Origin of the sequence: Tardiphaga sp. (genome assembly GCF_044336785.1) — a bacterium.
In the GTDB taxonomy this organism is placed as follows: Bacteria; Pseudomonadota; Alphaproteobacteria; order Rhizobiales; family Xanthobacteraceae; genus Tardiphaga.
Genome location: NZ_JBIIOT010000025.1, coordinates 19954 through 32228 on the forward strand (window position 1 = coordinate 19954; position 12275 = coordinate 32228).

Below are 12275 nucleotides of genomic sequence, written 5' to 3' on the forward strand. Positions count from 1 at the left end.
GTGATGGCAATGCTAGCACGATGTGCCGGCAATGCAATCATCGCACGGTGAGCAAAATCCCGATGAAGGTGAGCGCGATCACCCAGATTCCGATGGTCCGCCACCTGGTCTGTTTGGCGCGAATTCTGCCAATGGCTGCAATGGTTTCGTCGTCGAGCCGGACGCCGTTGCGGGTCATGGTCTCGAGCTGCTCCAGCACCGTCATCGCCCGCGTGGCCAGCATCGGCAGGCCCGAGGCCGCCTTGCCCAGCTCGCCGGCGCCGGCCAGCGCGCCCTGAATCTTGCCGAGCGGCCCCAAATTGCGCTCGATCCACTCGCGCACCACGGGATCGGCGACCTTCCAGATATCCAGTTTCGGATCGAAAGTGCGTGCCACGCCTTCGACCACGACCATTGTTTTCTGCAGCAAAATCAGTTCCGGCCGGGTCTGCATGTCGAACAGGCCGGTTACTTCCAAAAGCAAAGTCAAAAGCTTTGCCATGGAGATTTCTTCGGCCGTCCGATTATGAATCGGCTCGCCAATGGCGCGGATTGCCTGCGCGAAATTCTCCACCGAGTGATGCGCCGGCACATAGCCGGCCTCGAAATGCACCTCGGCCACGCGGCGATAATTGCGGGTGATGAAGCCCAGCAGAATCTCTGCGAGGAAGCGCCGTTCCTTCAGGCCGAGCCGGCCCATGATCCCGAAATCGACCGCGACGAGGCGGCCGTCGCTGCCGAGGAACAGGTTTCCCGGATGCATGTCGGCATGGAAGAAGCCGTCACGCAAAGCATGACGCAGAAAGCTCTGGATCACCTTGCGGCCGAGATCCGGCAGATCGGTTTGCGATTCGGCAAGACGCTTGTGATCGTTCAGCGCGATGCCGTCGATCCATTCCATCGTCAGCACATTGTGCGAGGTGCGATCCCAATCGACTTCGGGGACGCGGAAATCCGGATCGTTCTTCGTGTTCTCCGCCATTTCGGAGAGTGCGGCAGCCTCCAGCCGCAGATCCATTTCCATCGCGACAGAGCGCGACATCACGGTGATGATCTCGTTCAGCCGCAGGCGGCGTGCTTCCGCCGAATGCTCTTCGGCATTGCGGGCGACGAAGAAGAAATCGCCGAGGTCGCGGCGGAATTGCGCGGCCACATTCGGGCGCAGCACCTTGACGGCAACGGTTTTGCGCACGCCGTCCTTGTCGATCTCCGCGCGATGCACCTGCGCGATCGACGCGGCTGCCACCGGCGGCGAGAAGCTCGCATAGAGCTGCGACATCGGCCGCTCCAGCGAAGCGGCCACCACATGCTCGGCTTCGGTCATCGAGAAGGGCGGCAGGCGATCCTGCAGATTCTCCAGATCGCGTGCCATGGCGACGCCGACGACATCAGGCCGCGTGGCAAGAAACTGTCCGAGCTTCAGATAGGCGGGGCCCAGCCGCGTCAATGCGCGCGACAGCTTTGGTCCGGTCTGCGCATTCTTGCGCTCGATCAGCCGCGCAATTTTCACGGCAAGCAAAGCCGGTGGCGGGATCAGTGCGGGATCGACAGCGCCGAACACGCCTTCGCGCGCGAACACGATGCCGGCGCGAGCGAGGCGTGTGATATGCGAGAGAGCAGAAATCACAAACGCCAACCCGAATGCAGTGCGACGATGCCGCCTGAGAGCAGTTCGTATTTCACCCGCGCAAAGCCGGCGTCGCGGATCATGTCGGCGAACGCATTCGGCTTCGGAAACTTGCGGATGGATTCCACGAGATACTGATAGGATTCGGAATCGCCGGTCACCGCCTTGCCCATCGGCGGAATGAGCTTGAACGAGAACAGGTCGTAGATCTTGTCGAGGCCGGGCACGTCCACGGTCGAGAATTCGAGGCAGAGGAAGCGGCTGCCCGGCTTCAGCGCGCGATAGGCTTCCTTGAGTGCGCGGTCGATGCGCGGCACGTTGCGGATGCCGAAGGCGATGGTATAGGCGTCAAAACTCTTGTCGGCGAAAGGCAGCTCCTCGGCGTTCCCCTCGACGAACGAGACCTGATGTTCGAGATGCTGCTTGATCGCGCGCTCGCGGCCGACTTCCAGCATGCCCGTATTGATGTCGCAGACCGTCGCCGCGAAGCCGAGACCCGACGCCTTGGCCGCACGGAAAGAAATGTCGCCGGTGCCGCCGGCCACGTCGAGCAGCGCGAAGGGCGCGTCCGAGCGGGGCGGGTTGAGGGTGTTGATCATCACGTCCTTCCAGACGCGATGCATGCCGCCGGACATCAGGTCGTTCATCAGGTCGTAGCGCTGCGCCACGCTGTGGAACACCTCGTTCACCAGCGTCTGCTTGTCGCCCACCGGCACGTCCCGGAAGCCGAAATGCGTGGTTTCGCCCGGCTGATCCATGCTGCTCATCTCAAAAAACCTCGATTGCGGCGGACCATAGCCTGCCGGCGGCAAAGGGGCTATCACGTCAGCCTCGCAAGGTGAATGACGTATCTCATGCCCGAACTCCCCGAAGTCGAGACCGTCCGGCGCGGCCTGCAGCCCGCCATGGAAGGCGCCCGGATCGACCGCCTCGAACTCCGCCGCGGCGACCTGCGGTTTCCGTTTCAGCCCGATTTTGCCGAGCGGTTGCAGGGGCGGATGGTCATCAGCCTTGGTCGCCGGGCCAAATATCTGCTCGCGGATCTGGATTCCGGTGACGTTCTTTTGATGCATCTCGGCATGTCCGGCTCGTTCCGCGTCGTCTCCGACGGGACGAATGAGATGCCCGGCGCGTTCCATCATCCACGCAGCGACGAGCGCGCGCATGATCATGTGGTCTTCCACATGTCGTCGGGCCCGTCGGTGATCTATAATGACCCCCGCCGCTTCGGTTTCATGAAGATATTTGCCCGCAGCGAGGCGGAGCAGGAGCCCTTCATCAAGGATATCGGCCCGGAGCCACTCGGGAATGAATTCGATGCGGCAATGCTCGCCGAAGCCTGCCGCAACAAGAAGACAAGCCTGAAGGCCGCGCTGCTCGATCAGACCGTGGTTGCTGGCCTCGGCAATATCTATGTCTGCGAGGCACTGTTTCGCTCGCATCTGTCACCGCGCCGCCTGGCTGCGACGCTTGCGACCAAGAAGGGCGAGCCGACCGAGCGCGCCACCTTGGTGGTGGATGCCATCCACGACGTGCTGAATCTCGCCATCAAGGCCGGCGGTTCTTCGCTGCGCGACCATCGCCAGACCTCCGGTGAACTCGGCTATTTCCAGCATTCGTTCCAGGTCTATGACCGCGAGGGCGAGGCCTGCAAAACCGACGGCTGCTCGGGCATCGTCAAGCGCTTCGTACAGAACGGGCGATCGACCTTCTGGTGCCCGAAGTGTCAGAAGTGACGGTGAGGAAGGAGTTTTTGTCATGACCGACACGTCCAATCCCTCTATCCGCTTCAACGACGGCGCTGCCTATGAGCGGATGATGGGTGTATGGAGCCGTCTTGCCGGCGAGACGTTTCTCGACTGGATTGCACCAAAGCAGGACCTCGCCTGGATCGATGTTGGTTGCGGCAACGGCGCGTTCACCGAGCTGATCGTGCAGCGCTGTGCGCCACGGGCGGTGAATGGTGTCGATCCGTCCGACGGCCAGCTCGATTATGCGCGCAAGCGGCCGGGCACGCAGATCGCGACCTATCATCAGGGCGACGCGATGGCGTTGCCGTTTGGCGATAAGGCCTTCGATGCGGCCGTGATGGCGCTCGTGATCTTCTTCGTGCCGGAGCCGCCACGCGGCGTGGCGGAGATGGCGCGGGTGGTGAAGCCCGGCGGTCTCGTGTCTGCCTATGCCTGGGATATGGATGGTGGCGGCTTTCCGCTACAGCCCGTGATGCGAGAGTTGCGCGCCATGGGCTTTGTGCCGCAGCCGCCACCCCATCCGGATGCGTCCCGGACCGAAAACCTGATCGCGCTGTGGCAGGGCGCCGGGCTCTCCGATATCGCAACGCGCCGGATCGACGTGACCCGACGCTTCGAGAGTTTCGAAGATTTCTGGGCAGCCTCGACCTCCGGCTCGACAGTGAAGCCGGCGGTGGCCGCAATGGCACCTGACATATTGGCCGAGTTGCAGCACCGCGTGCGGGCGCATCTCAAAGAGCAGTCTGGCGGGGCGGTCAGCTATGACGCCTTCGCCAATGCCATCCAGGGACGGGTGCCCGGCTGATATTTATCAAGCCGGCAAATCCCCGGTAATATTGTCTCAACTTGAACGGGTGTATAAATACCCCTGATAACCACGGCGCGCGCGAATGCTCGCCTGGCAGCCGTTTTTATGATGGTTGCGAGGTACCGCAGGAGGCCACACGTGTCCGTCGAAAAATTCCTCAGGCAGCGCGCCGTCAATGTGGTCGTGGGTGGCCAGTATACGCTGTCGAACTGGCTCGATCCCGAAGGCAAGCCGCGCAGCTTTGCCTGCCGCACCAGCCGCGTGTCGCCGTTCCGGATGATCGTCGATGCGCCGGTTATGGGGCGGCTCGGCGACCGGATCGACACCTATTTCGGGGACTTCGGAAAGCTGGAGGGTGAGATCAGCGACACCGTGTCGGGCAGCTTCCTGCTCGAACTGATGCTGACGCGCCCGCAACGGCAGAAGATGTCGGATCAGCTCACCTGGCTGGAGAAGAAGCAGAAGGACCCGTCCATCAAGGACGGGCGCAAGCAGGCCCGCATCGTGCCGGCGAGCCCGCATTCGATGCTGACCTTTGCCGATGGCACGATGAAGAGCTGTTTCGTGATCGACATGTCGTCGTCTGGCGCTGCGGTATCCGCTGACGTGCAGCCGGAGATCGGGACGCCGCTTGCCGTCGGGGCGTGCGTCGGCCGCGTGGTGCGTCATCTCGCCGGTGGTTTCGCGGTGAAATTCGTCGAGGAGCAGGGCCGCGAGGTGCTGGAGCGCCGCGTCATCCGCCCGATGCAGGCCCCGCGTGCGTTGAGAGCGACAACGCTGGAACAGCGCATGGATCGCATGGAAGAAGCGTAGCGAGCGCAGGACTATTTGCGCACACAGATCAGGCGCACCATCGATGCCTTCGCATCGCTGGCCTTTCCGGTTTCTGCCGCCACGCCATTCGCCTTGACGAAATTGCGCACAATCTCCGTGGGCGCCAGCACGGCCTGAGTTGCTGCAGGTGCCGGGCCTGCGACAATGGTGGGTTTCAACTGCGTGAGTCCGGCGAACGCGCCGTCGTTATCGATGGCCGCAGCGCCAGCGAAGCCGATGCCTGGTGCGGGCGACAACGTCGTCTCCCCATTCGCTCCCTGCGCCGCTGCAGCTTTCACGCTGCTGACGGCAGCACCACCACCCTGGTTCTGCGGATCAGCGATGCCCACGAGCGTAAGATCAGGCTTCGCAGCGCCGGCGCCAAGCGGCAGCGGCTTCAGATCGCGTGCGCCATAGATGCGCAGCAGAGCGAGGTCGCGTGTCTTGTCCTCCGCGATCTTGTCAGCATTGCCATGGCCGGCCACGGTGATCGACAGGCAGCCATCTACGGCCTGGCGATCGGTGACGATGGCGCCTTCCGCGCTCACCACGATGCCCGATGCATATTCGACCTTTTTGCGCGGTGGCGGCGCTGCGGCCTGGGCGCTGGCGGGGAAGGCCTCAAAAGCCGAGGACATGGCGATCACCACCGGCTCCATGGTGCCTTCGGTGGCCTGATCATAGAGGATGGTGATCATGCGGACCTCATCGCCCTTGATCTGGCCGCGAACGTAGAATTTTTTCTGGTTCTGCAGGCCGGACAGCACGAAGAAATCCGGCTTCACCGCGCTGTAGTCGAGCTTGCGGCCGGGCTGCTTGCGTTCGGCTTCGGCGAGTTTAGGGGATGCCAGACCCTCTTCCTTGCGGCGCGTCAGCAGGACCTGGATCGTGCCGGAAGCGGATTGCCATTTGCTGCCGCCGGCATCGGAGATCTGCTGCGGCACCAGTTTGCCGGGAATGCCGAGCTTGGCGCCGGTCACCATATCGGTGACGATCTTCCAGCCCACATTGTCCCGCGGCTTCTTCGCAGCGGCGGCGAGCAGGCCGCGCTCCTGCGGGTTCAGGACGCCGGTTTCCTTGCCGCCATTGTTCTTCTGGAACGCCTTGATGCTGTTGACCATGCGATCGGAGACTTCGCCATTGATGGCGCCGTTGTAGTTCCCGGTCCAGGCGAGGTCGGACTGGATCGACAGGCGCTCGGCCTGGGTCATGCTCTTGGCGGTGTCGGCAGGGGTCTGCAAAGCCGGCCGCACCGGCACGGTGGTCACGGGTTTGGGCTTTGCGGGCGCGCTCGGGGCAGGGGACTGTGCATGCGCCGCAGAGGCAAGAAGAATCATCGCGGTTGCCGACAGTATCGATCTCATGACATGTCCCGTATGAAGCCTGCGATTGATTTTACGGCAATTAAGCACATCTGCTGGGTCGGTGACAGCGATCTGCGGGTTCAACACCGGCCTCATGGTAAGGAGCCCGCCAAGGGCGGGCGTCTCGAACCATGCGTGTGGGGCACTCATGGTTCGAGACGCGCGCGATGCGCGCTCCTCACCATGAGGGGGGAGAGTTTGGAGCGAATAACATCATGCTGAGTGGCGATGAACTCGAGCGCTATGCGCGCCACATCGTGTTGCGCGAGGTCGGTGGCCCCGGCCAGGCGAAGCTGCGCGCGGCGAAAGTGCTGGTGATTGGCGCCGGCGGCCTTGGTGCGCCCGCGCTGATGTATCTCGCGGCGGCGGGCATCGGCACGCTGGGCGTGGTGGATGATGACGAGGTGTCGCTGTCCAACCTGCAGCGCCAGATCATCCATGCGACGCCCGATATCGGCGCGCTGAAAGTCGATAGTGCTGCGGCGAAAATCCACGCGCTCAATCCGCATGTGAATTTTGTCGGCCATGGCGAGCGGCTGAATGCTGACAATGCGATGGCACTGATCTCGGCCTATGATCTCGTGCTCGATGGCTCCGACAATTTTTCGACGCGCTATCTGGTGTCGGATGCCTGCTATCTCGCCGGCAAGCCGCTGATCTCTGCCGCGCTCGGTACGTTCGATGCGTCGCTCACAACGCTGCGGCCGCATGAGCGCAACGACAAGGGTGCACTCAACCCGACCTATCGCTGCCTGTTTCCCGAAGCGCCACCGCCCGGCACCGTGCCGAGCTGCCAGGAAGCCGGCGTGATGGGCGCGCTGGCCGGCATGATCGGCTCGATGATGGCGCTGGAAGCGATCCGCGAGATCGTCGGTTTTGGCGAAGGCCTGGTCGGACGTCTGTTGATGATCGACGCCCGTTCGATGCGCTTCGAGACCCTGCGCTATGCGCGCGATCCCGCCAATCCGCTGAACGGCGATACGCCGTCCATCACGGATTTGAGCAGCTATCGTTGAAGCGCTCAGCCGCTCGCGGCGGCCACGAGCTTGCCATAACGTTCGCCATCGCTGCGCAACTCGGCCTCGAAGGCATCGGGCGTCGAACTGGTGATGGTGACGCCCTGGGCCGCATATTGTTGGACGAGAGCGGGGTCGGTGAGCGCCTCGGCGAGATCGCGCGCGATCTGGCTCACGATCGGCTTCGGCGTGGCACCGGCGGCGAGCATGCCGAACCAGCTATCGTAAGCGAAGTCCGGCAGTCCGGCCTCGGCAAAGGTTGGCACATCAGGCAACTGCGGCAGACGCGCTTTGCCGGTGACGGCGAGGGCGCGCAGCTTGCCGGATTGAATGAGGTCGCCGCCCACATTGAAGAAGGTGAAGGCCATGTTGGTGTCGCCGCGCATGACGCTGATCTGCGACTCCGGTTGCCCGCGATGCGGGATCAGAACCATCTTCGCGCCGGTGAGGCTCTTGAACAGTTCGGCGGCGATGCCGGTCGAGCTGCCGACGCCGGCGGAACTGTAGCTGAGGCCATCGGGCTTGGCCTTTGCGGCGGCAATGAATTCGGCGAGCGTCTTATACGGCGCATCGGGCGGCACGATCAGGATCACCGCGGTGGTGGCGACGCGGCTGATGGGGGCAAAATCCTTGATCGGATCGAAGCCGAGATTCTTGTTCACCACGCCGACCACGCTGTGGCCATTGGAGGTCAGCATGATCTGCGATCCGTCGGCAGGGCCCTTGGCGATGCTGCTGACGCCGGCGATGCCCGGCCGGTTCTCGACGATGACCTGCTGCTTCCATTTGGTGGCGAGCTTGTCCGCCACGGTGCGCGCGAGAATATCGGTCATGCTGCCGCCGGAGAATGGCACCACGATGCGGACGAGTTGGCTGGGATAGGTCTGTGCTGACGCGCTGCTGCCGATCAACGCCGCGGACGCGGCGAGGCCGGAGCCGATCATGAACTGTCGGCGATCCATTGGTGTCCTCCGTGTGAATTCAAATGCCGGGCTTTCAGCCTCTGGCGGTGTTGGGCAGTGGCATTGCGAGCAACACCACGGCCGGTCTCTTCGTCGCGTTGCGCAGCGCGCGGGTCTCGTTGGGCGCGATGCGGCAGGAATCCCAGGTGGTCAGCGTGGCGGTGCCGTCCGGCGTCTCGAAGGTCACCTCGCCTTCGAGCACCACGTAGAACTTCTCTTCGGGCGAGGCTGATGGCGTGATGCCGCCGCCGGGCAGGATCTGGCTCATGCCGAGCCACATCACATCGCTCGGCCCGGCATCGCGCCCCTGCAGGCGGAACATCCGCATGTCACTGTGGCCGGGGGCCTCGTAGCGCGGCGCGTCATTCAGGCGGACGACATGCATGGCTTCACCCGTTGGGCTGGAAGACGACGCGGTCGCGCGACGAGCCGAGCACGGCGGCATAGGCTTCGGCGGCGCGAGCGAGCGGATAGATCGCGTTCGGTTCGATCGGGAATGGCTTGAGTGCACCGGAGGCAAAGCCTGGCACGAGGTCGCGCAGCACCTCGGCGCTGGCGATGGAGGAGAGTGCCAGCGTATCGATGCCGACATAAGTGTGCCGGCCGCGATAGAAGGCGAAGATGTCGAACGCGACAGGCTGCTTCACCGACGCGATAAAAATCTGCCGGCCGAGCAGCGCCAGCGATTTGGTGCCGGCGTCGTAATAGGGCTCGCCCACGGTGTTGTAGACGATATCGGCGCCCTTGCCGCCTGTGAGTTCGCGCACGGTGGCGGCGACATCGCTGCGGCTGGAATCGATCACGGTCACTTCGCCATGGGCATGGCCGACATAGGGCTCATCCTTGCGTACGACGCCGATCACGCGCGCACCTTGCCAGGAGGCGATCTGCGCCGCGGCCTGGCCGACCTTGCCATTGAGGCCGAGGATCAAAACGGTTTCACCGGCGTTTGGCATGCCGGCGCGGCGAAAGCCTTCCTGTGCGGTGACGAAGGGCACGCCGATGCCCGCGGCTTCGGCGAGGCTGATACTCGCGGGTTTCTCGACCACCGCGTCCGCTTCCACGACAAGATGCGTCGCATGCGTGCCGTCGCGGCGGATGCCGAGATCGCCGGAGGAGCCGAAGACGTCCTTGCCGATCAGCGCATCCGGGCCTTCCAGGACGACACCGGCGAAATCGCGGCCGGGTGTGCGTGGGAAGATCGCGTATGGCATCATGCCGATTGCCGCTTTCGCATCCGATGGATTGACGGCGGCGGCCTTGATCTCGACAAGAACGTCGGTTGCGTTGGTACGCGCAAGCGAACGCCGCTCGATGGCGGGCGCGACGTTTTCGATCTGCTCGACTTTCGCGTTGAGCCGCAGGCACGTGGCGGTCGTCATGCTGAAGCCTCCGGCAGATCGAACAGAGCGCGTGCTTCAGCGGGCGTGGCGATCTGCGCGCCGATCTCCTCGATAATGCGCCGTGCTTTCTCGACCATCGCTGCATTGGAAGGTGCCAGCACGCCACGTTCGAGATAGACGCCGTCCTCGATCCCGGTGCGGGCATGGCCGCCGGCGAGCACGGATTGCGCCACCATGGGAAATGTGGAGCGGCCGATGCCGATGGCGGTGAAATGCGCATTCGCCGGCAGCAGACCGCGTGCATAGAGCACCGTCTCCGGCGAAGGCTGGAAACCGTATTTCACGCCCATCACGAAGGAGGTCAGCGCCGGGCCGCTCAGCGTGCCGTCGGCGAGAAGATCATGGAGCAGCGCGATGTCGCCGGAATCGAACAGTTCGATCTCGGGCTTCACGCCGGCGGCGCGGATCACCTTGGCCATGCGGCGGACATTGCCGGGCGTATTGATCACCACCTGTGCCCCGGAATTCATGGTGTTGAGGTCGAGCGTGCAGATATCGGGCTTCAGCGCCGTGATATGCGCGACACGCTCCTCCGGATTCATCAACGTGGTGCCGGCATCGGCGATCTTGGGATCGTCCTTCGATGGCACGAAGCGGCCACCGGGGCCGGTGGTGATGTTCAGGATCAGGTCACGGTTGCGAGCGCGGATGCGCGCGACGACGTCCTGATAATAGTCCAGCTTCATCGATGGCGCACCGGTGCCGGGCTCGCGCACATGAATATGGGCGACCGCCGCGCCGGCTTCTGCCGCGCCGAGGCAGGCATCCGCGATCTCTTCCGGCGTGATCGGCAGATGCGGTGTCTGATCCGGGCGGGTCAGATTGCCGGTGACGGCGCAGGTAATGACGACCTTGTCGAGCATCGGGCGCATCATCGTCTCCTTATAGTGCCCGGCCGCCGTCGACGACGACGAGCGAGCCGGTGGAATAGGTCAGATGCGTCGCGCAGGCGGCGATGGCGCGGCCGACGTCATCGGCCGTGGCGACGCGCCTGAGCGGGATGGTGGGGGCGACTTTCTCGAGTGCTGCGGCATCGCGGCCGGGCACGAAATCGGTGGCGACCACGCCGGGCGAGACCGACATCACGCGCACAGCAGGCGCCAGCGCGCGGGCGAGTGACTTTGTCATGGTGTCGATGCCGGCCTTGATGGCGGCATAAGCGAGATTGGAGCCGACGCCGCTGAGGCCGGCGATGGAGGAGACGCTGACGATCAATCCGTCGCCGGAGGCCTTGAGCATTGGCGTGAAGGCGCGGATCGCGGCGAATTGCCCGCGCCAGTTCACCTTGAACATGTCGTCGATGAAATCGTCGGTGAGCGCGTCGAGATCGCCGATGGGGATCGGCTTGGTGTAGCCCGCGGTGTTGACGAGGATGTCGCAGCGACCGAAGGCCTTCTCAACATCGCTGGCAAGTGCGGTGAGTGTCGCGGTGTCCTCGACCACCGCGCGGCGGGCGAGATGGCCTTTGCCCGGCAGCTTTGCGAGCAGCCCATTCGCCGCCGCTTCACCGGAGCGCCAAGTCACCACAATGGTGGCGCCTTCGGCGGCGAGCATCCGTGCCGCCGCGGCGCCAATGCCGCCGGAGCCGCCGATCACGACCGCAATCTTGCCTGCGAGGGGTTGTGTCATCGGTCGCTCACTTGATGGGAGGATGCGGCAGCACGGCTTCGCCGGGCTCCATCACGAAAGTGTAGTTGAGGCTGAACCACTCGCCGCTGACGTCCGGCGCCGGCGGCGTTCCTTCGCCCTTTCGGAAGTCGCCGATCAAAGCGCGAGTCACGCCGAACACCACGTCGCTTTCGAGATGCTCGTCGTCATCGACGAACACCTGGGTGATCAGCGTCTTGAAGCCGGGCTTGTAGGCGAGGACATGCAGATGCGCGGGCCGGTAGGGATGGCGGCGCTGGGCGGCCAGCATCTCGCCGGTCGGGCCATGGGTCGGAACCGGATAGCCGGCCGGCTTGACGGAGCGGAAGCCGAAGCGGCCATCCGCATCGGTCGTGAACACGCCGCGCAGGTTCATGTCGGCCTGCCCGGCGTCCTGGTTTTCATACATGCCCGATGGCGACGCCTGCCAGACATCGACGCGGGCACCGTCAATCGGCGCGCCCTGGGCGTCACGGATATTGCAGCTCACGAACAATGGCGGGCCGGGCGTCGGCGAGCGGACGATGGAGGCGCCGTTCTCCATTTGCGGGGCATTGGCGCGCCAGAATGGGCCGAGCAAGGCTGCCGCGGTCTCGCTGGCGCCGTCCTGCCCGTTGTTCAACAGGCAGACCAGGGTGGAGAGGCCGACGGCATCGCTGAACAGCACGGCCTCGTTATGGGCGTCGTTGCTGGACTGGCCGATCCGGTTGAGGAAATCGATGGCGAATTCGAACTCGGCTTCGGTGAGCCGGACGTCGCGGGCGAAAGCGTGGAGGTGGCGGACGAAGGACGCCATGACCGTGCGCAGCCGGTAGTCCGGCGCGGGGCTCATGGCGTCGAGAACGACGTCGGTCACGTCCTGCTGACGTGTGATGATCATTGGGTCCTCCCGGTCGATTGGCTGT

Annotated in this window: 13 protein-coding genes; 4 read left to right on the plus strand and 9 right to left on the minus strand. The window is 64.0% G+C overall.

Annotated features, from left to right (window positions below):
- Positions 1 to 37 precede the first annotated feature (37 nt).
- Positions 38 to 1606, minus strand: coding sequence for a 2-polyprenylphenol 6-hydroxylase (gene ubiB / locus ACIQ2A_RS09835; RefSeq protein ID WP_398478392.1), 1569 nt, complete (start codon positions 1604 to 1606; stop codon positions 38 to 40).
- A complete protein-coding gene (gene ubiE / locus ACIQ2A_RS09840; RefSeq protein ID WP_398478454.1) occupies positions 1603 to 2364 on the minus strand; it encodes a bifunctional demethylmenaquinone methyltransferase/2-methoxy-6-polyprenyl-1,4-benzoquinol methylase UbiE in 762 nt (253 codons plus the stop codon). The genes ubiB and ubiE overlap by 4 nt, the downstream gene beginning before the upstream one ends.
- A gap of 96 nt (positions 2365 to 2460) precedes the next feature.
- Here ubiE and mutM point away from each other — a divergent pair, with 96 nt between their 5' ends.
- The 3 genes from mutM to ACIQ2A_RS09855 all read left to right on the plus strand — a co-directional run bounded on the left by mutM (position 2461) and on the right by ACIQ2A_RS09855 (position 4978).
- Complete coding sequence (gene mutM / locus ACIQ2A_RS09845; protein WP_398478394.1) at positions 2461 to 3342, plus strand: bifunctional DNA-formamidopyrimidine glycosylase/DNA-(apurinic or apyrimidinic site) lyase; 882 nt, start codon at positions 2461 to 2463, stop codon at positions 3340 to 3342.
- A 22-nt stretch (positions 3343 to 3364) separates the two neighbouring features.
- Positions 3365 to 4162, plus strand: coding sequence for a class I SAM-dependent methyltransferase (locus ACIQ2A_RS09850; RefSeq protein WP_398478396.1), 798 nt, complete (start codon positions 3365 to 3367; stop codon positions 4160 to 4162).
- A 141-nt stretch (positions 4163 to 4303) separates the two neighbouring features.
- Positions 4304 to 4978 (plus strand): PilZ domain-containing protein, encoded by a 675-nt coding sequence (locus ACIQ2A_RS09855; protein WP_398478398.1) that lies wholly within the window; start codon positions 4304 to 4306, stop codon positions 4976 to 4978.
- Positions 4979 to 4989: 11 nt separating this feature from the next.
- Here the strand turns inward: ACIQ2A_RS09855 and ACIQ2A_RS09860 are convergent, their stop codons facing one another.
- A complete protein-coding gene (locus ACIQ2A_RS09860; protein ID WP_398478400.1) occupies positions 4990 to 6342 on the minus strand; it encodes a serine protease in 1353 nt (450 codons plus the stop codon).
- A gap of 215 nt (positions 6343 to 6557) precedes the next feature.
- On the opposite strand from ACIQ2A_RS09860, the gene ACIQ2A_RS09865 reads away from it, so the two are divergent.
- Positions 6558 to 7358, plus strand: a complete 801-nt coding sequence (locus ACIQ2A_RS09865) for a HesA/MoeB/ThiF family protein (RefSeq protein ID WP_398478402.1) — start codon at positions 6558 to 6560, stop codon at positions 7356 to 7358.
- Positions 7359 to 7363: 5 nt separating this feature from the next.
- On the opposite strand, the gene ACIQ2A_RS09870 is transcribed toward ACIQ2A_RS09865, so the two are convergent.
- Genes ACIQ2A_RS09870 through ACIQ2A_RS09895 form a run of 6 tightly spaced genes read right to left on the minus strand, consistent with a single transcriptional unit; the run spans position 7364 to position 12250 of the window.
- Entirely contained in the window at positions 7364 to 8320 is a 957-nt protein-coding gene (locus ACIQ2A_RS09870; RefSeq protein ID WP_398478404.1) for a Bug family tripartite tricarboxylate transporter substrate binding protein, read from the minus strand.
- A gap of 34 nt (positions 8321 to 8354) precedes the next feature.
- Positions 8355 to 8705 carry a cupin domain-containing protein gene (locus ACIQ2A_RS09875; protein ID WP_398478406.1) on the minus strand — a complete coding sequence of 117 codons (351 nt, stop codon included), beginning with the start codon at positions 8703 to 8705 and terminating at the stop codon, positions 8355 to 8357.
- Between the two features lie 4 nt (positions 8706 to 8709).
- Positions 8710 to 9702 carry a zinc-binding alcohol dehydrogenase family protein gene (locus ACIQ2A_RS09880; protein WP_398478408.1) on the minus strand — a complete coding sequence of 331 codons (993 nt, stop codon included), beginning with the start codon at positions 9700 to 9702 and terminating at the stop codon, positions 8710 to 8712.
- Complete coding sequence (locus tag ACIQ2A_RS09885) at positions 9699 to 10595, minus strand: 3-keto-5-aminohexanoate cleavage protein (RefSeq protein ID WP_398478456.1); 897 nt, start codon at positions 10593 to 10595, stop codon at positions 9699 to 9701. The genes ACIQ2A_RS09880 and ACIQ2A_RS09885 overlap by 4 nt, the downstream gene beginning before the upstream one ends.
- Positions 10596 to 10605: 10 nt before the next feature.
- Positions 10606 to 11352, minus strand: a complete 747-nt coding sequence (locus ACIQ2A_RS09890; RefSeq protein WP_398478410.1) for an SDR family NAD(P)-dependent oxidoreductase — start codon at positions 11350 to 11352, stop codon at positions 10606 to 10608.
- Positions 11353 to 11359: 7 nt separating this feature from the next.
- A complete protein-coding gene (locus tag ACIQ2A_RS09895; RefSeq protein WP_398478413.1) occupies positions 11360 to 12250 on the minus strand; it encodes a dioxygenase in 891 nt (296 codons plus the stop codon).
- Positions 12251 to 12275 lie beyond the last annotated feature (25 nt).

Coding starts and splice junctions, on each gene's coding strand:
- ubiE (WP_398478454.1), bottom strand. CDS start 2,364: ATGGATCAGCCGGGCGAAACCACGCATTTCGGCTTCCGGGACGTGCCG.
- mutM (WP_398478394.1), top strand. CDS start 2,461: ATGCCCGAACTCCCCGAAGTCGAGACCGTCCGGCGCGGCCTGCAGCCC.
- ACIQ2A_RS09850 (WP_398478396.1), top strand. CDS start 3,365: ATGACCGACACGTCCAATCCCTCTATCCGCTTCAACGACGGCGCTGCC.
- ACIQ2A_RS09860 (WP_398478400.1), bottom strand. CDS start 6,342: ATGAGATCGATACTGTCGGCAACCGCGATGATTCTTCTTGCCTCTGCG.
- ACIQ2A_RS09865 (WP_398478402.1), top strand. CDS start 6,558: ATGCTGAGTGGCGATGAACTCGAGCGCTATGCGCGCCACATCGTGTTG.
- ACIQ2A_RS09870 (WP_398478404.1), bottom strand. CDS start 8,320: ATGGATCGCCGACAGTTCATGATCGGCTCCGGCCTCGCCGCGTCCGCG.
- ACIQ2A_RS09875 (WP_398478406.1), bottom strand. CDS start 8,705: ATGCATGTCGTCCGCCTGAATGACGCGCCGCGCTACGAGGCCCCCGGC.
- ACIQ2A_RS09880 (WP_398478408.1), bottom strand. CDS start 9,702: ATGACGACCGCCACGTGCCTGCGGCTCAACGCGAAAGTCGAGCAGATC.
- ACIQ2A_RS09885 (WP_398478456.1), bottom strand. CDS start 10,595: ATGCGCCCGATGCTCGACAAGGTCGTCATTACCTGCGCCGTCACCGGC.
- ACIQ2A_RS09890 (WP_398478410.1), bottom strand. CDS start 11,352: ATGACACAACCCCTCGCAGGCAAGATTGCGGTCGTGATCGGCGGCTCC.
- ACIQ2A_RS09895 (WP_398478413.1), bottom strand. CDS start 12,250: ATGATCATCACACGTCAGCAGGACGTGACCGACGTCGTTCTCGACGCC.